This window comes from Pseudoalteromonas sp. SG41-1, from assembly GCF_014164575.1.
GTDB classification, from domain to species: Bacteria; Pseudomonadota; Gammaproteobacteria; order Enterobacterales; family Alteromonadaceae; genus Pseudoalteromonas; species Pseudoalteromonas rhizosphaerae.
Window position 1 is genome coordinate 52,091 of the sequence record NZ_JACJFL010000013.1, and the last position, 25,354, is coordinate 77,444.

Here is a 25,354-nt window from a genome sequence, read left to right on the forward strand (position 1 = left end):
TGATTAAACCGTTAGCTTGCCATCTGCATCAACACCTTGCTTCCAATACGCTGAGCAGACAATCTTCTCACGCGGTATTGCATATTTATCAATCGCTAAATCTTTAATGGTGCGCACAATAGCAGCTTCTAGCGCCATGAAAATCAATGGTTTTTGCGTATATTGATTCAATAGCACTGAAGCCTGATCAACCACATCTATTTGCGGCTGCATTGTAATTAACCAATTTATAGTGTGTTTGCTGTGTGCTTTGATTGTATCGAGCTCGATAACATCCTGCGCGTCAGCAACATGAATGATCACATCAACATCAGCTGTTGCAGGTAGTTGCTGTAAATACCCGTTAATAGCATTAACTGAGGTTAAATCAGCAATCATCAAATACTGCGACTGACTAAAATCATCAAGCTTTTTAGGGCCAGGGCCTGCAATTGCGAGTTTATCACCAGGCTTTGCTTGTTTAGCCCAATCAGTTGCGATACCACGATGCTGATTGACGACAAAATCAAGCGTAATTGTATGGTTAATAGTATCTATAGCTCTGATTGTATATGAGCGCTTAGGTGCAGGTTCAGCTGCTTTGAGGTCAATTTCAACCTCATCTTGTCCAGCATGTGGTAATAGTACTTTTACGTACGCACCTTGTTGATCCGCAGGAAAATCATGAAACTCATCTGAGCCAACAACCAGACGCTTTAAATGCGGGGCTATCGCTGTTGTGCTTATTACGGTTGCACGACGTACTTTTCTACTCATTTTGATCTCCTCAGAAGGTTTATTTACGTGTTTAATTGCACAACGCCCCATTGGTTGATAAAATCAACTATAGCAATTTAATTGACTTTGTCAACCATTATGGATTTATTATGAACTCTTCATTGGCCAATACATTATTTGCTTTAATGCAAAATTATCGCGTTACCATACGAGAAGCTATTAATGCAGGTGAGCTTGGGTTAAACGCAATGCATGTGCGTTGCCTACATATTATTGCAGCGACAACTCACTGCACTGCTAACGATATTGTGAATCAAACCCAGCGCGATAAAGCGCAAATTGCACGCTTAGTTAAAGAACTAATTACATTAAAGCTGATTGACAAAGATGCCAGTGAGCACGATAAGCGTTGCTTTATCTTATCGTTTACCTCTGAAGGTCATGCTCTTTATGACAAACTATTAAACGCCGAACAGCATGTTAATGAGCAAATGTGCAAAAACTTAAACTCTCAACAAATCAATGACTTTTTAGATACTGCTCAAAAAATGATTAAAAATATGCAGTGATCGCAACTTCATTACTTGGCATAAGTTAACTAAAACACATATACTGTACACTTATACAGCATATGTGTTTGGTTAATTATTTATGTTTGTTATTCCTATTTATATCGAAGCGGGCGTATGCGGGTTTGAATCACCTGCCGCTCAGTATAAAGAACTTGGTTTATCACTGGATCAGCTATTGATCAAACACCCCGATGCGACGTTTATTGGTGTGGCATCCGGCTGCTCAATGCAAGAGGTCGGTATTTTTGACGGCGATTTATTATTGGTTGATCGCGCCGAAGAAGCTAAAAATGGTGATGTCATTGTAGCTAACTTAAATGGTTTATTTGTTTGTAAATTATTAGATAAAACTAATGCACGGCTACTCTCTGCATCGGACTTATATCCCCCAGTGCAACTGACTGATAGTGATGAATTTCAATTAGAAGGTGTGGTTACTCGTTCGATTCGATTACATCGCTCTAGTGCTGAGCTGCGCCAATGTATTGCTTAGTGGATGCAGTGGCGTTTTACGCCAGCGCTGAAAAAGTATTTGATCCAGCGATCCGCTCAAAACCTGTTGTAGTATTAACCAATAACGATGGCTGCATTTGTGCGATATGTCCTATCGCGCGGCGCTTAAATATCCCTAAGTTTCAGCCCTACTTTAAAGTTAAACATTTACTGGCCAAACATAAGGTGGTTATTCGCTCATCTAATTATGAGTTGTACGCGGATCTAAGCGATAAAATGATGAATGTGATCAGCCGTTTTTGCGACACCCAACATGTATATTCGATTGATGAAGCATTTTTGCAGTTTAACGGCTTTACCCCACTCATTAATGACTGGCATCAGTATGGCCAGTTAATTCGTCGCACAGTTTGGCGCGAAACAAAACTCCCTGTTGGAGTTGGCTTTGGCCCTACACCAACCCTTGCTAAAGCAGCTAATCATGCTGCTAAAAAGCTCAACGGTTTTAATGGGATTGCAGTGATTGATAGCGAACAAGCACGACAACATATTTTAGCCGCGATGGATGTAGCTGATGTATGGGGCGTTGGCAAACGTTTAGCTAAAAAACTCAAACTACTTAACATTAACAGCGCGCTTGATTTAGCCAAACAAACACCAAAACGTATGAAACGTTTATTTAGCGTAGTGCTTGAGCGTACAGTTAATGAGCTAAATGGCATTGTGTGTTTAAATTGGGATGATGTACGCCAAGATAAGCGTGAAATTTTTTCGACCCGTAGTTTTGGTGAACGTTTAACTGATCCGGTTGCATTAAAAACAGCGTTGATCAATCACAGTATTATTGTCGCTCGCAAACTACGTCAGCAACGCTCCTTAACTAAACGCCTGTTACTATTTGTGGCAAGCTCGCCCCATGAGTCACATTACTATAAAAAATCATTAGTGTATGAGTTACCCGTATCTAGCGCAGATAGCCGTGTATTTGCTAAAGCAATTAGCGAAATATTTACGCAGCTATATCAACACAACGTCCGTTTTTATAAATGTGGTGTGGGTGCACTCGAGCTTAGTTCACAACAGTTTCAACAACCCGACCTATTTGCTCCTAGCCAAGACAACATAAAACTAATGGAGTGTTTAGATTCAATTAATAAGCGATACGGCTACGACACGCTAACTCTGGCAAGTCAGCAACAAAGCCAAGCATGGCATATGAAGCGTGCATTTTTATCGCCTCAGTACACAACGCGTTGGCAGCATTTACCGAAAATAAGTTGTGATTTATAAAAAACTCACATTATCGTTAAATTTAAAGTTGTAGTTCAAACTGACAACGAACATTACTGCTCTCTACACTGTACGCAAGCGTTGTAGGCGAAATAAAACGCAGCGTTTGGCTCGTGTCTAAATTATCTGTCTCGTTTTCACAGCGAGTATGGCGTAGTGACATGGTAATGCTTTGCGTGGTGTATTTATACTTAGTAGTGACCAAACAAAAGTTAGCGACTTTATTCGTTTGTGTGCCATGGTGTAAGTTATTAAAAATAATTTCATCACCGAGCTTAAAGCCAAGATCAGGCTCATTTGCATCAAGCCATGCTAACTGTCCACCAGCACACATTTTAGCCTCACCTGATACCAATTGATAACTACCAACCTTAGTATTGAATAAATTAATAAACTGACTTTTATTACTTGGCAGCTCAGTTTTAGCACTGACAACTGTAGTTAAACAAACCGACACTAAACACAGTAATACTTTACGATAGCGCATTAAATACCTGACATTTATTGATTTATATACTCAGCATAGCATAGCATAGCATAGCTACGGTGATTAAAATAAAAACCAGCCAGTATACTGAATCATGGTTGGTTTTTAATATTATGTTACTGCCAATATTTAGCAAATAGTTGCGGATATGCCAACTTTAAAAATTTAGGCTTATCTTTAAAGCGCTTACCTTTGGGTTGATCAAGGCCTGAAGGAGCAAAGGGTAATTCGTCTTCATTACGCTGTTCATATAATAAACCAGCGATCAAGTCATACTCATCTAAGTAAGGATAAGGCTGCTCGTTTAAATGATAAACAGGTGTGCAATCAGCCAAAGAATCAGCATTTTCAAGCGCAGCATTAAAAGCTGCTTCACCACGAGAAATTAACCAACAACGAAATTCTGAGAAACCGTATTCATCATTGCAACCGGCCATTACAAACGCAGCACCGAATAGCTCCCAAGTATAACTTTGGCGCATACAAATGCTAAATTGCTTATCAAATTCAATGAGCTGTGCATCGCTTAAATCTGTAAGTAAACCTTTTAAACGTTCACTGACTGATTCTGGCTCTGCGGTTCTATCTGCAACGGTAACTAATTGCCAGAATTCGCTTAAAGTAAGTGCACTCATGACAAAATCTCTTTCACTCGCCCTACTTGACCATCCTCTAAGCGCACTTTAATACCATGCGGATGATTGGGTGATTTAGTCAAAAGGCGCTCAACAACACCTTGCGTTAATGTGCCGCTACGCTGATCTTGTTTTAAAACGATATTAACTTCGGTGCCAGGGGTGATTTGTGAACGAGTAGGAACTGCCATAATGGATCTCTTTTACTATTTTGTTGGATTATAGCTGTATGTCATCTTGATACCAAACTAAAGCACCGTAATCGTTGTGTTTTCACGCTCTGATAGTTAACCTGAGCTTTGCTTGTGCAATAAACAATCAGTCTGGATTTTGATTATTGATTACATTAGACACATCGATTTTCCTTAAATTTAATCAGCTAAAAACAGAACCTCTTGAGGGGTTAAGTTAATAACAGCCAGCTCTGTTACTATAATACTTTCGACTAACGCTAGCTGTTGCTTTTGTTTTGCCTGCTCAAGTGCAAGCGCATCAATAAAATAACATCTGACTTTAAGTGATGTAGCTGGTTTTTTTAAATCTATATGATGAGTTAACCAACTAAAGTCTGTTAGATGATCTTTGATCTGCTCGCATGCGCCAGTTAAAGTAGCGCGCAATAATTTATCGAGCTGCTTTTGCGTTTTAGTCATTTTTAGTGGTGTGCTCTTGGCTTAAGTCGTTCTCTGGGACTATATCTTGCTGCTGTTTAAATTCTTTGTAACCGTCTTCTTGGCGCTTTATACATTGATGGTATTCTTTATCTGCCATATGACTACATTCGCCTAAGCGAGCAGCTTGAACTTCGTGATAGCGGGCATCAGTACTACAAGCGGTTAAAAACAGAACCGCGAAGGCACTTACAACCCATTTTAGCCTATTGAAAAGCATTAAAAATTCCTTACATTTTAAACTGGAAAAGTAATTCATCCGTGACGATTTTGCTGTATATTGCAAACGTTTTATATCTATAACCGTTAAGGGCTAATTATGATGTTGTCGCAGTTACAAGAGCTGTTCCAGCGTATCGATAAAAGTAAACTATTTCAATCATTTGTTATCGCCGTTATTGTCGTATCAGCGCTCACTGTTGGTGCACACACTTATTCGTTACACCCCACTGTTGAATTTGCTTTACATTGGATGGACGTTGGCATCACGGTGTTTTTCTTAATAGAACTAATTATCCGCTATGTTGCAAGTAAAGGCTTAAAAGCCTTTTTTAGCAAAGGCTGGAATATTTTTGACTTTATAATCGTCATTGGCAGTTTATACCCAGCTGCAGGTTCGACCATTTTTATAGCCCGTTTATTACGAATATTCCGTGTACTACGTTTAGTCTCTATGGTGCCAGAACTGCGTTTGTTGGTTAATTCATTATTAAAAGCCATACCGCAAATGGGCTACATTGCACTATTAATGTTTGTTATTTTCTATATTTATGCCGCAACTGGTAGCATGTTATTTTCTGATATAAACCCAGTCCTATGGGGAGACGTATCAATTTCAATGTTAACTCTGTTCAGAATAGCAACCTTTGAAGATTGGACCGACGTCATGTACGAAACCATGGCTGTCTATAAGCTAAGTTGGATTTACTACCTTACCTTTATATTCTTAACCGCTTTCGTATTTTTAAACATGATGGTAGGCGCTATTTTAGAAGTTATGTCAGAGGAGCATCGCAATGCCCGCGAAGAGCAAGCCGATGTAGATTCATTGCCCGCAACCCAAGGGCAAATAAATGAGTTAAAAGCGCAAATAGCAGAACTAAAAACACTATTAAAACCCAAAAGCTAAGTATTGATAAACTAGCACCTAAGGATATAAAGGCTTAGGTGCTAACGCCATTATAATTAAGCTGCTCTGTAGTTTCCTTCCCCCCTAAACCAAGCATTTATTCTTAGTAAAGGATTTAAAAACTAATAAATTATTGCTTTTAGCTATTTATCAATGGTCTAATAAAAAAATGATAAATCTACACCAACTATAATGCATTACTTAAGTCGCTACTTTTTACTATCAGATCACGTTAATTCAAACGTTCTAGTACCTAACTGGCGTATCAGTGCACTACGCATTATTTTAACCGCTGGTGTAATTTTATGTTTCTCAGTATTTTGCCATACTTTAAACGCCGCAATTGAGTTCAACTTAATATATATTATTGTGCTTGCTGCAAGCTTTTCTGTGACAATGGCCACCTTACTAATTGCTAGCCGTAAATACTTTACTTTATGTGCACATGCCCTGCTATTAAGTATTGTTGCCGCAACAATCTCAATGAATGTATTTTTAACAGACATCAACCTTGCAAAGGTAGGCTCTATGTATATGTATGCATGCCCTATTATTGCATTGATGCTGTTAGGTGTGAGGACCGCGCTAGGTTATGCAATTTTAAATATCGTGCCTTTTTACTTTATAATAAACAACGTTGATATTTCATCTCTGACTTCTATAAATACACAACTACCAAATTCAGACTGGTATATATCAGGGCTATTATTTTTATTCTTTAATATCTGTATTCCGCTCGCAGTTGCGCGAACCATTGTTGCTGCAAAACGCTTAAATCAAACCATGGCAGAATCAAATAGTCATCTAGCAGCAAAAAAAGAGCTTTATAGAACGTTTTTTACTGAATCAAGTATTGCAAAAATAATTATCGATAGTGATAACACCGTTATAGATTTTAACAGCCAAGCGAAAACGTTATTTGGTTTCAAAGCAACAGTTAAAAACAGCACCGTTAAACTCGATAAATTATTACCTAATCTAGTAATTGTAGCTAACCAACATAAGGACCAAGTATTTAAATATAAAAATACCTATAAAACTGTACATTGCCAGCAAGTTACTAACTCTAATTACTGTGTGCTGCGCTTTGATGACTGCACTGAACAACATCAAATAAAACAAAACTTATTAGCAATGGAGCAAGAAAACAAACGTTTACGTTACAGCGATGGTCAAACACACCTCCCCAATAGAGAATGGTTTGAGCTTCAGTGTGAAAGATTTGTAGCAAAGTACCAAGGCGATTTCTATATTGTGGTCACCCAGAGTGCGAATAATGAATATTTAAATCTCAAATACAGTAAAGCAGATGCAAAAGCACACTTAGTATCTGCTTATAAGCGCTTAAAAGACTCTAATGAAGCCCTCGTTCTGTGCGCTCATGTAGGTAATAATAAATTAGCATTTATAATAACTACAAGCACTACTAACGAAATAGAACATAAGCTCTTAAACGAGATTAAACATGTGGTTGATGAACCTTATATAATCCGGGGCGAAAAATACCAACAGTCATTTTTATTTGGTTTTTCCAACTTTCCAAGACAAGGAAAAAGCAGTGCTAATGTATTAAACAATGCAATTGAGGCATTAAAACTTGCTGATAATCATCGCCCTATTAATGGTTATGATGAAAAACGCTCACAAGAATTTTTAGAAAAACACGAAATATCAATGTTATTGGACGAAGCACTTCATAACGGCGAGTTAGAGTTACACTATCAACCTAAAGTAACACATGACGGCAAGTGCATTGGACTTGAAGCATTGGCACGCTGGAACAGTCAAACTCTTGGTGTTGTATCACCCGCGGTGTTTATTCCGATCGCAGAGGAATACCGTATGATCAGTCGGCTAACAGATTTAATAATTCAAAAGGTATGTGCTCAAATTGCAACTTGGAGCAAAGATGAAATCCCACTAGTGCCTGTTGCAATAAATATATCATTGCTTGATTTTGGCCAAAGCGATTTCATGTCAAAATTAGTAAAATACTTAGCGGACTTTAATGTCAAACCAAGTCAAATTGAATTAGAACTGACCGAAACATCATTAGAAGCGAACCAAGAATATTCATTGGCGTTGATGCAAAACCTACAATCATGGGGATTCACAATTTCCGTAGATGACTTTGGCGTAGGCTATTCAAATATTGCGCGCTTAGCCGAATATCCTATAAATAAGCTAAAACTTGATCGCTCGCTAATAAGCCAAGTTACAAGCTCAACAAGGCAGAAGAGCTTAGTAAAAGCAATTCACGTCATGTGTGATGAACTTGGAATAAAATGCGTATCTGAGGGAGTTGAAACACAACAACAAGTCGAAATTATGGCAAATATGGGGTGTAAAGAATTTCAAGGCTTTTATTTCTCAAAACCATTATCTGCCTCCCACTATAACGAGCACATAAAACAACAAGGTTTGAATTTCAACCCCAAAAAAATACCAGAAAATTAATGCAGCACATAGAATAAAATCACTATTATAAAGCAGACAACACTCATTAGCATTGCAAAATAATGAGTTCAATTGTCAAAGAATGGCTATATGTTGATTATTCTTATTTTAGACGCTGTTATTATTACACTTTAAATTTACCAACTAAATCAGTAAGAACGTGCGATAAGGCTTTTAATTTATCTCCATTATTACTGGTATTAGCGGCAATATCGCTAACATCATCAGCCGCATTTTTAATTTCTATAACATTGCGATTTATATCTTCAGCGACATGCTGCTGCTCTTCTGCAGCGGTTGCTATCTGCGTATTTAAGTCACTAATATTAACAATAGACGCTGTTATTTCCGTAAATTGTTGCTGTGCAGCATGGGATAGTTCAACCGTTTTATTAGTGCTGTCTAAACTGCGTTTCATTTCAGTAGTGACTTGACCAGACATGCTACGTAGTTTATCTAATTGCGTAGCAATCTCTTCTGTGGATTCAGACGTACGTTGCGACAGTGCACGCACTTCATCTGCAACGACAGCAAAACCACGACCATGATCACCCGCTCGAGCAGCTTCTATTGCAGCATTTAAAGCAAGCAAATTAGTTTGCTCAGCAATACCTCTTATAACGCCTAAAATCGACATGATATTTTCACTTTCAGTGTCAAGTTGCGATATATCATCCGTTGCTTTACTTATAACTTCGCTCAAAACAACCACGCTTTGAACGGTCTCTGTGATCACTGTTTGACCTATCTCTGATGCCTGTTGCGTTTGCATAGCCAGATCTGCCGCATTAGCACAACTTGAAGCTACTTCGTTGGCTGTCGCAGCCATTTGATTAATTGCGGTTGCCGCCATTTCCAGTGCTTGCTGTTGTTGTGAGGTAGAACAAGTTAATTGCGATGCTTGTGTAGACGTTTGCTCTGACGTACCGCTCACATTTAGTGCACATTCGTTGATCTGTCTTACTAAATCAGCAATCAAGTTTAAGAATAGGTTAAAACTATTGGCCAGCTTAGCCGTTTCATCTTTTGTCTTAATTGTGAGTCGTCGAGTTAGATCACCACCACCTTGTGCAATTTCAGTCAGACCATCACTGACTTCAACTATAGGCGAAGAAATTACTTTTGAAATGTAACTTGCGATTAAAATGAATACAATAATTAGCACCGTACTAATAATTATAATTGTCAATGTCATGGTGTTTGCAGCGCTCATCACCTCTGACTTTTCAACTAAACCAATAAATTTCCAGCCCAACTTAGCTGAAGTATATATATTGGCAATAAAATCTTTGTTATTGATGACAATTTCAAACTGACCTTGTGTATTTGCAGCTAACTGTTTGTATTTACCATCCGCAATATCTGCCAGACGTTTAAAACGAAAGTTTTCATTTTTAACATCAACAAGTACATTTCCCGTATCTTCAATCAACATTAAGTAACCGGTTTCACCCAGCTTAATATTAGCAATAATTTCTGTCAGTCCTTGCAAAGAAACATCCATTCCCTGTACACCGATAATTTGTCCATTATCTTTTATTGCTTTTACGGTAGAGACAATAACCATATCGTCAGCTGCCCAATAATAAGCACTAGTGCGAACCGTTTTACCACTTGCAGATTTACCTGTTAAATACCAAGGTCGAGATCGTGGGTCATAATTAGCATTAACTTCTCCCGCTGGCCACTGAATATAACCACCTTGTTCATTACCCATATAAATATAAGCAAGCCCAGGGTGAGTTTGGCCGAAGTGATCAAACTGTTGAAATGCGGCACGCTCAACACTGCTGCCTTGGAGATGTTTCAGCATCACTGGATTATTTGTGTCAACATGAGCTTTGACATCTTGTTTAGCAGCTAAGACCATTTGATGTGAAGCTAGATAATCAACATTTTTTTCTATTTCAGAAAAAAACATAGCAATACCATTATCTATTTGCCGTGCTTCTCTTTCGCTCATTTGCGCAAAGTTATCAAGCGCTTGGTCTCTTGTCTGCGTGATCACTAGCGCCGCAATAATAAAAAGAGGTAAGGCGATAGCTGAGGCAAAAGATAGTTTTAACTTTTTTGATATATTCATAACAGAAGGCCAAATAAATACTCTCATAAATATAGTAAGCTGTTGAGTATTAAGCAAGAAACTATCAAGCTAATTAAACCGTAACAAAACTAAAGCGAGGTAAAGACAACAATAAAAACAATGCTAATGACGAGTTTAATTACTGCGTTTTCGAGAAAGTTAGCTATATATCAATCAAGGGTCTATAATTCAATGAGTGTTTAGAATTTCATCCTCTTGTCCTCTTGATGTCACCCTATTGCTGAAAATAATTATAGCTGCGACTGATCCAATAGTTCATTCAGAACGTTCGACGGGTAGGAGTTACGCTAAATAACTCAGACTAATGTTTGTAAAGCTTGTTTAGGATGTATCTACTATCTGAGTAATGTATTTTATAACTAATTTTATTTTCAAATGAATTAAGCTCGTTATATGGCTAACCCTGCTACTTAACTTCTCTTTCTCTTATCTAATATTTCATCGCTCTTAGAAAGCGAATACACACTGCTAATAAACAGCCTGAATACGCCTAATAGCATCTGCAAACTGGTGTGTTAATACACTAAAATGAAAAGGTTTTTCATGTTTTTCAAAAATAATGATTTGTCTAAACGTTCAATGGACCAAACTGTAATCGCAGTTATAACCATTAATGATAATAATGACGTTGTATACATCAACCATGCTGCCGAGACACTCTGGGGATATAAAGCTGAAGAAGTACTTGGTAAAAATGTTCGTATGCTAGTACCAAAAGTTCATCAAAAAAACCATGATAGTTATGTAAATCGCCACCGTGCAACTAACGAAGATCGGATTGTTGGCTCTGCCGTTGAACTGCAAATAGAGCGTAAAGATGGTTCAACAACCTGGATCAATATAACTTTATCTCAAGTAAAAATGGGCAAAAAGCTTTACTACACAGCGTTTGCCCGCGATTGCAGTAAAGAGCGTGATGAGCGCTCAATGACTGAACAAGTTCTAGAGCAAGCTCACGATGGTGTAATAACTATCGACAGTCAAAACTTGATCATTTTTGCTAATCCCGCGGCTGAGAAAATATGGGGCTATAGCCGTGAGGAAATGATCGGTCAAAATATTAAAATGTTGGTAGCACCAGAGCACCGCAGCAAACACGATAGTTACGTCAATCGTAACCGTGATACCGGGGTTAATCGGCTAATTGGTAAGCCAATAGAATTACCAATTCATACTCGCGAAAAGACTATTCGCTGGGGCTTAATTACTTTAGCTAAAGTCGTTGTCGGCGATGAGATTTTATATACTGCGTTTGTAAAAGATGTCACCGATGAAGTATCGAAACGCGAAGAAGTTGAAATGTTATCGCTAGTGGCTAATGAGACCAGTAACGCCGTTGTTATCACCAATGAACAAGGTGAAATTCTTTATGTAAATAATGGTTTTCAAACAATGACAGGTTACCAACTCGATGAAGTGAAAGGGAAAATACCTGGTAAATTCTTGCAGGGCAATGACACCGATCCCCAAACCATTGCAAATATTCGCAATAAGCTTAGCCAAAAGCAGCCCTTTTATGAAGAGATATTAAATTATAATAAACAAGGCAAACCATATTGGATTGCTATGTCAATTAATCCTGTATTTAACGAACAAGGAAAAGTACATCGTTATGTCTCTGTGCAAGCTGACATTACTGTAACTAAACAATCAGCCAAAGACTCTCTTGATCGATTAGCCCTCATTAATGGGTCGTTAATGGTTGTTGAATTTCAGCCTACAGGTGAGCTCGTGAATATGAATAAACTGTTCCTTGAAAAAGTGGGCAGTAACGAGGCAGCAAAAGTAGCAGCGAATACCATATGGCAACAACTTCAAAAGCAGCAGAGCACAACTATCAATCAAGACGAGCAACTAAGTTTGGTCGTTGAATTTACAGATAAACAACAAGTTCAACGTTCGTTCGATGCACAGGTTTGTGAATTGAAGGATTTTTCTGATCAAGTAACACGTTACGTAGTGTTTGGTGTAGATATTACTGATCGTCAAATTGCACTAAAAGAAACACATCAGGCAATGCAAGAACTCTTAAAAGTGGGTAATCAAATCGGTGACATTGTTGGCAGTATTTCTGGTATTGCAGGACAAACTAACCTACTAGCTTTGAATGCCGCTATTGAAGCTGCTCGTGCTGGTGATGCTGGCCGAGGTTTTGCCGTAGTCGCATCAGAAGTTAGAGAGCTGGCAAGTCGTTCGTCAGGATCAGCTGATCAGATCAGTGATTTAGTAGATGCAACACGGACCCGAATTGACCAATTAGCAGACTCACTTGAACGCATTAATCGTTAATTAACATCGTACTATATTTGCTGGCTATTCACGCGCAACTAAGTGTGTTTAAAAGTAAAAGGGCTGGCACATTGCCAGCCCTCCATATTAACTGTAATAAATGGCAGCTAATAAACTAATGTTTATTATCAACAATAATGCGTAGCATACGACGCAGTGGCTCTGCAGCACCCCATAATAACTGATCGCCAACAGTAAAAGCACTAATATATTTAGGTCCCATTGCTAACTTACGAATACGCCCTACAGGAATACTTAATGTACCAGTTACTTTAACTGGGGTTAAATCCGTAGCAGTGATATCACGCTCATTAGGGATAACTTTAACCCACTCATTGTGTGAGGCTAAAATCTGTTCTATTTTCTCGACGCTAATATCTTCACGTAGTTTAATGGTCATAGCTTGGCTATGACAGCGCATTGCACCAATGCGCACACATAAACCGTCAATAGGCACAGGCTGTTTAGATGAACCTAAAATTTTGTTCGCTTCAACTTGCGCTTTCCATTCTTCTTTAGATTGACCCGATGGCATTGGCACATCAATCCATGGGATAAGACTGCCTGCTAACGGCACACCAAATTGCTCTTGCGGTAAATCGCTTGAGGCTATTTGCTGTGTGACTAGTTTATCAATTTCTAAAATAGCGGCTTGTGGATCAGCTAGCTTGTCAGCCACACTTGCATGAATAGAGCCCATTTGCGCAATGAGCTCTTTCATATTGCGAGCACCGGCACCCGATGCAGCTTGATAAGTCATTGGGCTTACCCACTCAATCAAGTCTTGCTCAAATAAACCACCCAATGCTAATAACATGAGTGACACTGTGCAGTTACCACCCACATAGGTTTTTACGCCTTGCTCAAGACCTTGTTCAATCACATCTTTATTGACCGGATCAAGTACAATAATACTGTCATCGCTCATACGCAGTGCTGATGCCGCATCAATCCAATAGCCGTCCCAGCCTGCTTCACGTAATTGTGGATACACAGCTTTAGTGTAGTCACCACCTTGACAGGTGATAATAATATCCATTTTTGCCAGCGATTCAAAATCCATTGCATTAAGTAATGGTTTTGCAGGACCCGCTAAATCAGGGCCAAGCTGACCGGTTTGCGAGGTAGTAAAAAAAGTAGTATCGATATGAGCAAAATCATTTTCTTGTTGCATACGCTCTAATAACACTGAGCCAACCATGCCCCGCCATCCGACCAATCCTACTTTTTTCATTGTTTGTTCCACTATTTGAGTCATAAGAAATACCTAATACGTTAAAAATTAAAATTCATTGCGTGAGATTTAATTTTTAGAACGAACAATCTAGCACCCTATACCCTGCAAAACTAGTCAATAACAGCTAACTTAAAATTATTTCATATACCTTTTTTATAATTCTGAAATTAAGATCTTAACGACACAAAAAAGCCCTACAAAAGGTAGGGCAATTATTGTAAGTTTTTATATTCGCCTTCCTAGGCTATTTTAAATTAGAACTGATATTTGTACTCTACAGAAAATTCAGTCCCTTTTTCTTTCGAGCGGGTTAATACCCCATCTGCTTCAATTTTTTGCTCTTGGCCTAAAATGTTCAACACTTTAAACTTAATGCTTGAGTTAAAATCAGGGTAATAAGTATAATTTAAGTCAACTGAATGAAAAGGTTGCTCCATCCAATCATCTTGTCCTTCAATACCAGGAATAATAATACGTTCACCAAATACGTTATAAACCAACGTTGCAGCATGCTCACCTGATGGCGCATCGTAACCAAGCTGCATATTTACAACATATTTAGAGTGACCGGTTAAACGCCGCTTCGTATTAGTAATTGCCGCTGATACTCCAGTTTGATCGACTATCGCTTGGCGGTCTAAGCTTATCTCAGAATCACTGAGTGTAACATTACCACTCATAAATACATCTTGCCAAAAACCACCTAAGAAAGCGAAATCTTTAAGATAATCAAACTCAACTCCGGCAACATAGCCATCTTCAGCATTGGCAATACGTACAAGTGGCGGTCCATCTTGAGAGGGAGATTGCACCGACTCAATTGGATCGATCATGTCTTTATAAAACAGACCAACAGAGAAGTTTTCACCGGTATCAAAGTAGTTTTCCCAACGAAAATCGTAATTTTTGATTTGAGTTGTACGTAATCCAGGCGTACCGCCAACAGGATATTCAGTTAACGGATCAATGTAAGTAGATTCAGATATCTCACGTAAATCAGGACGTACAACCGTTTCACCGTAGCTTAAACGCCATTGTGTTTGATCGTCTTGAATATAAGTAAATGCAAGCGCACCGTAAATATCATCTTCTTGAAACGCTAAGTTACCTAAATCATCATAATCGATTGAAGGATCTAAGCCACCAGTAAACGGGTCAAGTGGCACTGACACTTGCCTGAAATCTTCCCAACGTAAGCCACCTGTCACACGCCATTTATTATTGAAGAAAAAATCAGCTTCAAAGTAATAAGCATCTGTTTTCTGTGCTGAACGGTAATCATCACCTGCAAACGTTGTATCATTAAGTATGGGTAGATTTAGTTCTGCGTTAGCTATTGCATCATCAGAAAGAATCGTATTCAACTCATTGCCATTTAAATCAAGGTCTTTAAATGCGCGAGTGTTTATGTCAAAACGACGGTTGGAAGCCGAGCGTTCTTTAGAGACATAATCAGCACCTGATTTTAATTCTATATCCACACCATCTAACATGATTGGAAAAGTAAAATTAAACCCGTAGTTTTCTACTTCATCATTAAGATCTTGGAATGTATAACGAGCAGCCGTTGTGGCATTGGTTAATGCGATTTCATTAACTAAATCATAATTACCATCTTCGTTTGCATCATTTACAATGAACCGCGTCTGCATATTTCCTGGTGCATAACGGTTTGAGCGGCCGTTTGAGTATTTCCAATCAAAACCTGCATAGTTAAGAAAATCGAATGTATGCATACCTTTGATTTGGTTAACTATTAACTCTCTTTCTTCATAACTTACATCATATGAGCGTATACGCTTGTTATCTGACTGGTTATTATTTTCATCAATACCTAGGCGATCACGAATTTTATCTTCGGTGTCACGCAGAATAAGGGTACTAAAATCGATACGATGCGCTTTATTGTACTCAATACCAAAGTTAACCATTCCAGACATTTTTACATTATGCTCAGTGGCAGTGATTTGGTCGTAACCACGCACCATAGCAGCACTGTTCTCACCTAAACGGAAGTCTTCGCCTTGGTATTCTTCGCCAACAAAGTATTTGTTATCATAGCTAACCGCTGATAAAAAGCCGTAACGCCAATCACCTGACTCAAAACTATTACCCAGTGTTGCTGTAAACTTAGTATTGGGGTTTACACTTGTTGCTTGCGGGTCATAATCACGGTTTAAATCAAGTGCTAAAGCACGACTTTGCTCTGGTGTGAGATCATCTAATGATTGCCCAGAGTTATAAATATCCATGATTGAATCTGGTATTTCACGGGTGCCATCATCAACACCATACCAGTCGTTCGAGCCGCTATTGTACTCAATGCCATCATCAAAGTTATTGGTGTTATAACCAAGCTGACCTGATACATCAAAAACAAATTGGTCTGGAATGCTTTTTAAGCGTATATCCACATTACCACCACCAAAAGAGGCTGGCATAGAAGGAGAATAAGACTTTTGCACAGACAAACTTTCAATAATTCCTGATGGAAATAAATCAAGCGGGATCACTGAGCGAGTCGGATCAGGACTAGGTACAGCAGCACCATTTAGCTGAGTACTGGAATAGCGCTCACCTAAACCGCGTACATAAATAAATTTACCATCGACTAAGGTTAAACCCGTTACACGGCGTAACGCAGATGCTGCATCACTATCACCACTACGGGAAATTTGCTCAGCCCCCATAATATCAGCAACAAATGCTTGTTGTTTTCGCTCTTCAAGCACAGCTGTTGCAGTGCCTTTTAAGCGACTTGCGCTAACCACAACTTCTTCAAGTACAGCATCGTCTTGTGCTTCAGCAGCATCTGCTGAAACGGTTAAACTACATAAAATTGCTGCTGAAAGTGTGGATAAGCAAAACTTTTTAGAAAACTGTTTCATGTCTACCTCTATCTGAAATAAGTTACAGAAAGTGTTTAAAAAGGTGCTAGTAAAGCGCTAGCACCCATTCTTACTGTGTTATTCCAGACCTACTGTCCAGCCAGCTGTCCAGTCATTATCACTCGATACAGCACCAATATGTGATGTCTTATCGAAGAAGTCATCTACTGCACTTACATCCGTAGGAATTGTTGTATCAATAGTATAGATACCATTTACTACGTCAGTTTGACCTGATGCTACTAAGTTACCTAGCGTTGCTGTCCACCAGTTTTCTACACTGAAATCAACACCGCTTGGGTCTTTAAAGTTCTCAGAACATGCGATAACTGATGACTTAATCATTAAGGTGCCATCTTTTGCATTATTAACAGTTTCACTTTCAGTAAATATTGGTGCACCATTTTCATCTACTGGAATACCTTCAACCTCTAAACACTCACCCATGCCTACTGGCCCTGTTACTATCGTGTTATAGATTTGCGCACCCGTTCCTTCACGGAAGTACATACCTTCACCATCATCTTCACCTTTAAAGGTATTTCCAATAATGGTTAAGTTAGCAATCATTGGGTTTGATTTAGGCATTTTAGATGGTGTTTTACCGTCATTATCGGCTTCTATACCACGGTTAGCATCTGAGTTATCTGCAGCTTGCTTAACAAGGATGTGCTGAAGCTTACCTTGGAAACCATTATCCCAATCGATGCTGTCATCTTGAATACTAGTTAGCACAAGGTATTTAGCCTGAACATTACCACCAAAGAACTCAACACCGTCATCAGCATTTTGATGCACTTGTAAATACTCAACAGTAGTACCAGAACCCACAGCACCAAACGTAATGCCGTTGATTTCGTTACCAATAGATAATTGATAACCACCGTTCATAACGCGAACATATCGTAATGTACCAGAGTTATCAGCTGTATCAGTACCACCAAAAACTGCACCCGCTTCAACACCTTCAACTTGTAGCGCACACTCGCCTGTTTCTGGACATTTATTAGATGGTGCATTACCTAATAGAACTAAACCGCCCCATTGACCTGCAGCTGTTGCTTGACCAGCAACATCTTGTCTTGAGGTAAACGAAATCGGCTTATCTTTAGTACCGTTGGCGTCAATTTTAGAGCCACGGCTAATGACAATATAATCTTTACCGTTACGACCATAAACAGTAACGCCAGGCTCAACAGTTAGAGTTGCAGAGTCAGCATTATCGTTACCAACAAAAACGGCGCCATCTACAGCGTATAAGTTACCTGCTGTTAATGTTAAGTCAGAAGTTATACGGCCTGATATTTCACATGTTGTCGTTACGTTATCCGCTGGTGAAATCGAAGTCGTACCTGCAGGACAACCTGCAACTGCAGCAGGTGCAGTCACTTCACCACCACCATAACCAAATGCCCAACCTTGACGCCAATCATCAGAATCATTCAAAGCACCAATAAAATCAACGGTATCAAAGAATGCATCAACAGTATTAGCAACATCTTGGCCGGCACCTAATAAAGGTGAACCTGCTATTGGTTGGCCATTAACACCAAGCATAGGTTTGTCGTTAATAACGTTGCCTGTTTGATTAGTAAACCAAGTTTCAAGTTCTAGTAACGTAGAACCATCTGCACCCTTAGGATTTTTGAAGTTTTCGCCATTAGTACAAGACATGAAGGTATTTTGCATTAAAATAGTGCCATCATTCGCATTATTAACAGTTTCGCTGTCTGAAAATAATGCATTACCGTCCTTATCTACCGCGATCCCTTCTATTTCTAAACATTCACCCATTTCATCAGAACCGGTGATCACAGTATTATACAAATGCAATCCGGTACCTTCACGTAAGTAGATGCCTTCAGCTTCATCTTCACCTTTAAAGTTATTACCAATAATGGTTAAGTTAGAAATGATAGGTAATGATTTAGGATCTTTTGAAGGCGTTTTTCCGTCGTTATCGGCTTCAATACCGCGGTTAGCATCCGTTGAGTTTTTATCTTGCTCAACATAAACAAACTGCATCTTGCCTTGGAAACCGTTATCCCAATCGATACTGTCATCGTCGATGCTCGTCAAAACAACATGTTTTAAGTTAACTGCACCGCCGAAAAACTCAACACCATCATCAGAGTTATTATGTACTTGTAAGTAATCAACGGTAGTACCTGAACCTACGGCACCAAAAGTAATACCATTTAGCTCATTACCCGTTGAGAGCTCGTAACCGGCATTTTTAACAACAACATATTTTAATGTACCAGAGCTATCAGTATTGTCAGTACCACCAAATACCGCACCCGCTTCAACACCTTCAACTTGTAGAGCACAATCACCTTCAGCTGGGCATTTATTAGATATACCATTTCCAAGTAAAACCATTCCCCCCCATTGGCCAGCGGCTGTAGTTTCGCCAATTACATCTTGTTTTGATGTGAAGATGATTGGATCATTTTTGGTACCTGTCGCTTCAATTTTAGAATCACGACTTACAACTAAGTAGTCTGAACCATTATTACCAAAAATAACGGCTCCAGGTTCAATTGTAAGCGTTGCGCTATCTGCTTTATCTTTACCAACAAACACTGCACCATCAAGTGCCCAAAAAGCATCCGTGGTTAATGTCGTATCTTTAGTAATTTCACCTGAAAGCACTTGAACCTTTACTTCACGACCTAAGGCAGCTGAAATTTCAGTAGAAAGACTTTGACTATATTCACCTGGAAGATCAGTATTCACTGGTGGCGTTGTTGGATTAGTAGGTGTTGGTGATGTTACATTTTCTTTAACATTAATATTAATATCACCACCGCCACAGCCAGCGAGTGTAATTGCAGTAGCCACTAGGCTGACCTTAAATAAACCAGATAATTTCATTGTTCACTCCATTAAGATATTTAATTATTTTATTAGCGCATTAAGTAAAAACCCAAGTCACGTTAAAGCACGCAAGACATGCTTTAAGGTCACTTGAGTTTTTCAACGAACACTACCTTACGGGAGCTGTATGACAATACAGTTACACTTTAATAAACATAAAGTGACAATCTAATTTATTTAAATAACAATTTGTTAGGAATATTTAGAACGAAAAAAACCGCCCTGAGGCGGTTTTGGTGTTGCGATTATAAAACGAGTTTTTTAATAAAATCGTTGAAGTTAAAATAGCGTTTCTTAACGCATATTTACTTATAACAAAGCAGTGCGTAATGTTTCAGCATGCAATTTTTCACGTTTCACGTATTTAATCCATTGTTCAGCTAATCGCTGCGATTTTTTATGCTTCTCGGCTTGTTCGAATGCTAAAATAGACGCGTCAAAGTTTTGTAAACTATATTGCGCCATACCTAAAGCAACATAAGCATTTGATTCAAAATCTAGTGAACCTTTATCAAGCGCTTTACGCGCTGCATCAGCTGCATCTTCATACTTTTCAAGATTCACATACACTTCGGCTAAACGTTGCTCGTACTTTCCATGGCTTGAAAGATCAGCTGCTTTTGCAAAATAACTAACAGATTTTTCATCTTCTTTTGCTTGTATCATGGCTTCTGCAATAAATGCGTAATTTTTAGCTGACTTTTCCGCAATACCAGATGCAACAGCTTTACTCATCACATCGGCAGCTTTAAAAGCTAAACCATTGTATAAATAAACTTGTGCTAGTTGACGCAAGTCTGATTTAGAAGTCAAAAAACCTTGCTGGTAAGCGGCTTCGAGTATTGCTAACTGCTGTTTTTCTTTACCTGTTTCGCCATACATACCACCGAGCTGAACCCAATACTCAGGCTTATTGTAAAGTTTGACCATACGTTCAAGTACAGCAACTACATTCTCAGTTTGATTAAGTGAATAATACATAGCACGCAGTAACACTAACCAGTTCTCTTTTGGCTGTTTGCCTTCACTATCACTTTGCGCGATAGCCAAGTTAATGTTATCAATACCATTTTGGTAATCTTTTAGCTGATAGTAAGCTTGCGACTTAAGCACATAGTAAGCATCCGTTTTAGGCTTAGTGTTGATTGCATCCCATTGCGCTAAAAAGTCTAACACTTTGTTGTAATCGCTATTCGCCATTGCAAGCTGCGCTAAACTAAAGCTGGTACTTAATCGTAAAGACTCAGGGATCTCTTCTTCAGCAACGACTTTTTCAAACGACGCGATCGCTTTCGGTAAATCATTCTCGTTGTAATAAATAAAACCATAAAAATTATACATCATGGCTTTTTCATACGAGTTCATACTGGATGAACGTTCATTAATATTATCAAGCGCAGCAAGGCCCGCTTTTGCATCACCATCATCAGCTAACTTTTGCGCACGAGCCAATTGGCTATATACTTTTTCACGCAGTGCCGGCACGCGCTTTGTTTTTACTTCCTCTGCATAGGCCGTTGCTAAATTAACACCTGGCAACAAACTTACTACGCTTGGTAAAGCAACACTAGCACTTAGTGCTAACGAGCAAAATAATGCTGTTTTTAATAATTTCATAATCGCCTCGTTTCTCTATCCATTTATTCAGTGCTAACCATTTATTTGGAAAGAAATTTTATTCTGTACACCCGCAACTTCAACAGCTTCACCGTCTACTACGCGAGGTTTGTATTTAAATTTAAGTGCGGCATCCATGGCTGCTTGATCAAACAATGATTCAGGCTCAGCTTTTACTACCTTTGCATCACGAACAGTACCTTGCTTAGTCACTGTAAACTCAACAATCACATAGCCTTCAATGCCCCGTGACAATGCTCGACGCGGGTAAACAGGTGCCACTTTTACAATCGGTAGATATTCACCGTCGCTTGAATCAAGTGCTAACCCGCCACTAAGACTCACGTCAGCATCAACACTGGCACCAAAGTCAAAGTTAGACGCTGCTGCATTTGGATCACTATTTTGCATTTGCGGTGAATCCATTGGCGGCGGAGGCTCTTTCGGCGTTGGCGGCTTTTGTGGTTTACGTTCTTTCTTTTGTACCGTTTCTTCTTTTTTAAGCCTTACAAAATCAAGTACATTGCCTTTTGCAGGCTCAGTCATCGCCCCTTCACCACCGGTGATAAGCGCTTGCATGCCCAAAAACAACATAAAGGTCACAACACCGGCAACTAATAATGCTACTAAATAACGCATTATGGCTTCCTTAGGCTTCTTGTGCCGCGATAGACACATCAAATACACCTGCGGCGCGTGCTGCATCCATCACTTTAATAAGGGTATCTGTAGTGGCTTTTTTGTCAGCCTGAATAACCACACTACCTTGTGGATTTTCTGCTTTTAAACGCTCAATGTTTGCTTGCACAGCACGCACATCGATTTGACGTTTATTGATCCAAATTTCACCTTGATCTGAAATCGCAACTAGAATATTTGCACGCTCTTTCTTAACGGCTGTTGCCGCTTCTGGGCGATTTACATCGATACCTGACTCTTTAACAAAAGAGGCGGTTACAATGAAGAAAATAAGCATGATGAACACAACATCAAGCATCGGGGTCATGTTTATTTCTTCAGCTTCATCTTCTTGAAAAAGGCTTCCTAATGGGGCTCTCATTTTATTCTCCTGATTGTATGTGGCTTTCGCCACATACTAAAAATTGTTGTTTAATGGTCTAAAACCATGCTGTCTTCAAGTAGGGCTACTTCGCGCTTTGCTTTGCGTTGTAAGTACGTAGAAGCAAATACACCAGATAACGCACCAACCATGCCTGCCATTGTCGGGATAGTCGCTTTCGATACACCTGATGCCATTGAACGCGCACTGCCCGTTCCGGTAATCGCCATCACATCAAACACTTCTATCATACCTGTTACCGTACCGAGTAACCCCAGCAGCGGACACAAGGCAACCATCACATTGATCAGCGCTAAGTTGTTGTTTAACTTCATCCCAGCGCGTGAAATAGTTGCTTGGCGGATTTGCTCAGCGTTCCAGCTATTACGCTCATCGCGCCCTGTCCAACTACTTTTAATGGCATGTTTGTAACTACGAAAACCATTAAAAAAATAAATAAATCGCTCGAGTATCAATAACCACATCGCGAAGATTAACACTCCGATGACCAACAGAACTTGGCCACCAGTGTCGAGAAAATCACGGATAGCATTGATTGAGTCAATCAATAGCACCATGGGTTATGCTCCCTTTTCGCTACGCTCAGCGATAATACCTGCGCTTTGTTCTTGCAAAATAAGCAGCAAGTTCTTAGAGCGGGTATTCAATAAGGTGTATAAAAATACTGTTGGGATTGCCACAACTAAGCCAAGTACCGTAGTAACAAGCGCTTGTGAAATACCACCAGCCATTAATTTAGGGTCACCTGTACCAAACAAGGTGATTGCTTGGAAGGTATTGATCATACCGGTTACCGTACCAAGAAGACCTAACAATGGAGCAACGACCGAGATAATCTTAATGAGCGTTAAGTTGCGGGTGATTTTTGGCATTTCACGTAAAATCGCTTCACTTAATTTAAGCTCTAAGGTGTCGTATGCTACATCAGGGTATTGATCTTTGACTTTCATTACACGACCAAGTGGATTGTCATCACGTGGCACTGAGTCTTGAAGTTGACGACGGATTTTGCTGCCCATTAGCATCAATGAAACAAATCGTTCAATAGCGATAATTAAAGCAAGTAAGCCAACGCCTAAAATAACGTAACCTACTGCACCACCTTGATGTACTTGCTCTGAAGTATCAGGTGCTTGTACCAATAAACCAAGGATAGAGCCACCAGTTGGGTCAAGCGCAAATTGTACAGTGCCTGATTTAGCTTGTTGTAAATCATTCGCCGTTGAGGTGTAACGGCCAACAGGCTGACGGGTAAGCTCGCTTAACGTATTAGTGCTGGTGTTATAATCAAGGTACTTACCTTCTGAAATTAAGTTAAAAGCCCCCACTCGCATAACTTCTTGTTTAGCTTTGTTGCCGCCTTCTACAATTACATCTGTTGTAAAACGTGACACTTTACCTTGCTCAGTCATTTCGCGTTGCAGTTCAAACCATACTTTTTCAATGTCTTCGATTGATGCAAGTTTAGAAGTCGAGCCCATTTTTTGAGCCAATTCATCCATAAAAGCACCACGACCAGGTAGCTGTGCAGACACTACTGACGTTGCAAATTTATTACTTGAATCGCCAGCCACTTGTTGCAGCACACCAAACAGTTCTTTCAATGAACCCATACGCTTAGATAATGTATCGGTTAGGTTCGCAAGTTTTACTTCATTTTCTTCGAACTGTGTTTCAAGACGCTCAGACTCAACCAGCATTTGATTACGTTTTGCTTGAGTGTTTTTAAGCATTTGCACTTGTTCATTTTGACGTGCAGCAAATTCTTGCTCGCGTTGTTTATTTTGTGCTGATTGCTGTGTTTTACCTTGCTCAAGTGTTTTTAATAACGAGTCTAAATCCATAGCTTCAGCAGCAACGCTGTTGCCCGCAAAACCAAGGGTGGCACCAAATAAAGCAATTTTGGTCATTTTTGTAAAAAGTTTCATTTTAACCTCTTAATCCGCAGCGTGTACTGGCAGTGTTAACATATCTGGGGCAAGTTGCTTACGTGCAATACGTAAACCTTTACTAATTTGGCTGATTGTTGAGTCATCCAGGGCAACAAACTGTTTGCTTGTTGTATCCCATGAGCCTGCTTTTTTACCATCGCGAGTAAGGTAAATAAGTTCTAAACGACCAATGCGTAAGAAATCGACTTCACGCTCTTGACCATCAACATCTAATAACGCGGTATAGGCTTCGATGGTACGGCCGTAATCAACTTCAACTTGGTACGCTTCTAAAACACGGCGGAATTTTTCACTTGAATTAATGTCAGCACGGTTCATCATGTCTTTTAATGACGCTAAACGCTTTTCACGTTCATCGGTTAGAAACGGCACATCAAGAGCAACAAATTGCTCAAGCCCTGTGATCATGCGTAGCATTAATGGAGTAATTTGACGTTCAATAATAGACACTTGATCCATAGATAAGTTAATGGCTTCCATTTCACTCACTTGGTTACTAAGCTGTTTGCTTAGTTGTGCGTTATAAACTGTCAAACCATCAATTTCTTTATTAAGGGTTTTAAACTGTTGTAAACGACCCTGCATAGAGTCTGCAATCTTGTCTATTTTTGTTTGTGATTGCGCAGCTGACTGGTTAATTTCACTGCTTTTATCGATAACCTTATTTAAATCACTTGCTTGCACTGTTGCACTCATGGCTACAATACTAGCTAATATCAATGGTTTAACGCCTTTCATCGCATACACCTTTACTCGTTAAATTAGCGGATTTGCTAGTTGCTTAATATCAATGAACGAGATTCTATAGGTGAAAAATGACAGAGGTGTTGCGCTAAAAAGTCCTTTTTATGACAACTGCCATAAATACAGCTTTTTACCTTAGATAAAGCAATAG

At 39.2% G+C, this 25,354-nt stretch carries 22 protein-coding genes; 6 read left to right on the forward strand and 16 right to left on the reverse strand.

The genetic code is table 11. The annotated features are described in order from the left end of the window. Positions 1 to 3: 3 nt before the first annotated feature. Complete coding sequence (locus tag H5203_RS09940; protein WP_182759774.1) at positions 4 to 756, reverse strand: siderophore-interacting protein; 753 nt, start codon at positions 754 to 756, stop codon at positions 4 to 6. A gap of 110 nt (positions 757 to 866) precedes the next feature. Between H5203_RS09940 and H5203_RS09945 the strand changes: the two genes are divergently transcribed. From H5203_RS09945 to H5203_RS09955, 3 genes are all read left to right on the forward strand, one after another. Continuing rightward, on the forward strand, positions 867 to 1,286 hold the full coding sequence (locus H5203_RS09945) for a MarR family winged helix-turn-helix transcriptional regulator (RefSeq protein ID WP_145239134.1): 420 nt from the start codon (positions 867 to 869) through the stop codon (positions 1,284 to 1,286). 82 nt (positions 1,287 to 1,368) lie between these two features. Next, the gene (locus H5203_RS09950) at positions 1,369 to 1,782 is read left to right on the forward strand and encodes a LexA family transcriptional regulator (RefSeq protein WP_145239137.1); all 414 of its coding nucleotides are present in this window, start codon (positions 1,369 to 1,371) and stop codon (positions 1,780 to 1,782) included. Next, the gene (locus H5203_RS09955) at positions 1,770 to 3,032 is read left to right on the forward strand and encodes a Y-family DNA polymerase (RefSeq protein ID WP_145239141.1); all 1,263 of its coding nucleotides are present in this window, start codon (positions 1,770 to 1,772) and stop codon (positions 3,030 to 3,032) included. Before H5203_RS09950 ends, H5203_RS09955 begins: the two co-directional genes overlap by 13 nt. 22 nt (positions 3,033 to 3,054) lie before the next feature. Here the strand turns inward: H5203_RS09955 and H5203_RS09960 are convergent, their stop codons facing one another. The 5 genes from H5203_RS09960 to H5203_RS09980 all read right to left on the reverse strand — a co-directional run bounded on the left by H5203_RS09960 (position 3,055) and on the right by H5203_RS09980 (position 5,045). Further along, positions 3,055 to 3,519, reverse strand: a complete 465-nt coding sequence (locus H5203_RS09960; RefSeq protein WP_145239144.1) for a hypothetical protein — start codon at positions 3,517 to 3,519, stop codon at positions 3,055 to 3,057. A 116-nt stretch (positions 3,520 to 3,635) separates the two neighbouring features. Then, positions 3,636 to 4,154 carry a DUF4240 domain-containing protein gene (locus H5203_RS09965; protein WP_145239146.1) on the reverse strand — a complete coding sequence of 173 codons (519 nt, stop codon included), beginning with the start codon at positions 4,152 to 4,154 and terminating at the stop codon, positions 3,636 to 3,638. Further along, positions 4,151 to 4,345 (reverse strand): YwbE family protein, encoded by a 195-nt coding sequence (locus tag H5203_RS09970; protein ID WP_145239148.1) that lies wholly within the window; start codon positions 4,343 to 4,345, stop codon positions 4,151 to 4,153. The genes H5203_RS09965 and H5203_RS09970 overlap by 4 nt, the downstream gene beginning before the upstream one ends. A gap of 180 nt (positions 4,346 to 4,525) precedes the next feature. Continuing rightward, positions 4,526 to 4,807 (reverse strand): hypothetical protein, encoded by a 282-nt coding sequence (locus H5203_RS09975; RefSeq protein WP_145239153.1) that lies wholly within the window; start codon positions 4,805 to 4,807, stop codon positions 4,526 to 4,528. Further along, a complete protein-coding gene (locus tag H5203_RS09980) occupies positions 4,800 to 5,045 on the reverse strand; it encodes a hypothetical protein (protein WP_145239155.1) in 246 nt (81 codons plus the stop codon). Before H5203_RS09980 ends, H5203_RS09975 begins: the two co-directional genes overlap by 8 nt. Positions 5,046 to 5,147: 102 nt before the next feature. Between H5203_RS09980 and H5203_RS09985 the strand changes: the two genes are divergently transcribed. Both H5203_RS09985 and H5203_RS09990 read left to right on the forward strand, forming a co-directional pair. Continuing rightward, entirely contained in the window at positions 5,148 to 5,954 is an 807-nt protein-coding gene (locus H5203_RS09985) for an ion transporter (protein ID WP_182731243.1), read from the forward strand. Positions 5,955 to 6,146: 192 nt separating this feature from the next. Then, positions 6,147 to 8,411, forward strand: a complete 2,265-nt coding sequence (locus H5203_RS09990; protein ID WP_182757739.1) for a GGDEF domain-containing phosphodiesterase — start codon at positions 6,147 to 6,149, stop codon at positions 8,409 to 8,411. A 124-nt stretch (positions 8,412 to 8,535) separates the two neighbouring features. Here the strand turns inward: H5203_RS09990 and H5203_RS09995 are convergent, their stop codons facing one another. Continuing rightward, a complete protein-coding gene (locus H5203_RS09995) occupies positions 8,536 to 10,494 on the reverse strand; it encodes a methyl-accepting chemotaxis protein (RefSeq protein WP_145235555.1) in 1,959 nt (652 codons plus the stop codon). A gap of 564 nt (positions 10,495 to 11,058) precedes the next feature. Here H5203_RS09995 and H5203_RS10000 point away from each other — a divergent pair. After that, on the forward strand, positions 11,059 to 12,804 hold the full coding sequence (locus tag H5203_RS10000) for a PAS domain S-box protein (protein WP_182731234.1): 1,746 nt from the start codon (positions 11,059 to 11,061) through the stop codon (positions 12,802 to 12,804). A 115-nt stretch (positions 12,805 to 12,919) separates the two neighbouring features. On the opposite strand, the gene asd is transcribed toward H5203_RS10000, so the two are convergent. The 9 genes from asd to H5203_RS10045 form a co-directional block, all read right to left on the reverse strand. Next, positions 12,920 to 14,062 carry an aspartate-semialdehyde dehydrogenase gene (asd, locus tag H5203_RS10005; protein ID WP_182819681.1) on the reverse strand — a complete coding sequence of 381 codons (1,143 nt, stop codon included), beginning with the start codon at positions 14,060 to 14,062 and terminating at the stop codon, positions 12,920 to 12,922. Between the two features lie 233 nt (positions 14,063 to 14,295). Then, positions 14,296 to 16,929, reverse strand: coding sequence for a TonB-dependent receptor domain-containing protein (locus tag H5203_RS10010; RefSeq protein WP_182819682.1), 2,634 nt, complete (start codon positions 16,927 to 16,929; stop codon positions 14,296 to 14,298). Between the two features lie 78 nt (positions 16,930 to 17,007). Beyond that, positions 17,008 to 19,806: a hypothetical protein gene (locus H5203_RS10015; RefSeq protein ID WP_182819683.1), complete on the reverse strand. Its 2,799-nt coding sequence runs from the start codon at positions 19,804 to 19,806 to the stop codon at positions 17,008 to 17,010. Positions 19,807 to 20,118: 312 nt separating this feature from the next. Beyond that, complete coding sequence (locus H5203_RS10020; protein ID WP_145235570.1) at positions 20,119 to 21,426, reverse strand: tetratricopeptide repeat protein; 1,308 nt, start codon at positions 21,424 to 21,426, stop codon at positions 20,119 to 20,121. Positions 21,427 to 21,459: 33 nt separating this feature from the next. Beyond that, on the reverse strand, positions 21,460 to 22,065 hold the full coding sequence (locus tag H5203_RS10025; protein WP_149980248.1) for an energy transducer TonB: 606 nt from the start codon (positions 22,063 to 22,065) through the stop codon (positions 21,460 to 21,462). Positions 22,066 to 22,075: 10 nt separating this feature from the next. After that, the gene (locus H5203_RS10030) at positions 22,076 to 22,486 is read right to left on the reverse strand and encodes a biopolymer transporter ExbD (protein ID WP_145235576.1); all 411 of its coding nucleotides are present in this window, start codon (positions 22,484 to 22,486) and stop codon (positions 22,076 to 22,078) included. Between the two features lie 50 nt (positions 22,487 to 22,536). Next, positions 22,537 to 23,064, reverse strand: a complete 528-nt coding sequence (locus H5203_RS10035) for a MotA/TolQ/ExbB proton channel family protein (RefSeq protein WP_145235579.1) — start codon at positions 23,062 to 23,064, stop codon at positions 22,537 to 22,539. Between the two features lie 3 nt (positions 23,065 to 23,067). After that, the gene (locus H5203_RS10040; protein WP_182819684.1) at positions 23,068 to 24,435 is read right to left on the reverse strand and encodes a MotA/TolQ/ExbB proton channel family protein; all 1,368 of its coding nucleotides are present in this window, start codon (positions 24,433 to 24,435) and stop codon (positions 23,068 to 23,070) included. A 9-nt stretch (positions 24,436 to 24,444) separates the two neighbouring features. After that, positions 24,445 to 25,197 (reverse strand): DUF3450 domain-containing protein, encoded by a 753-nt coding sequence (locus tag H5203_RS10045; protein ID WP_024605229.1) that lies wholly within the window; start codon positions 25,195 to 25,197, stop codon positions 24,445 to 24,447. Positions 25,198 to 25,354 lie beyond the last annotated feature (157 nt).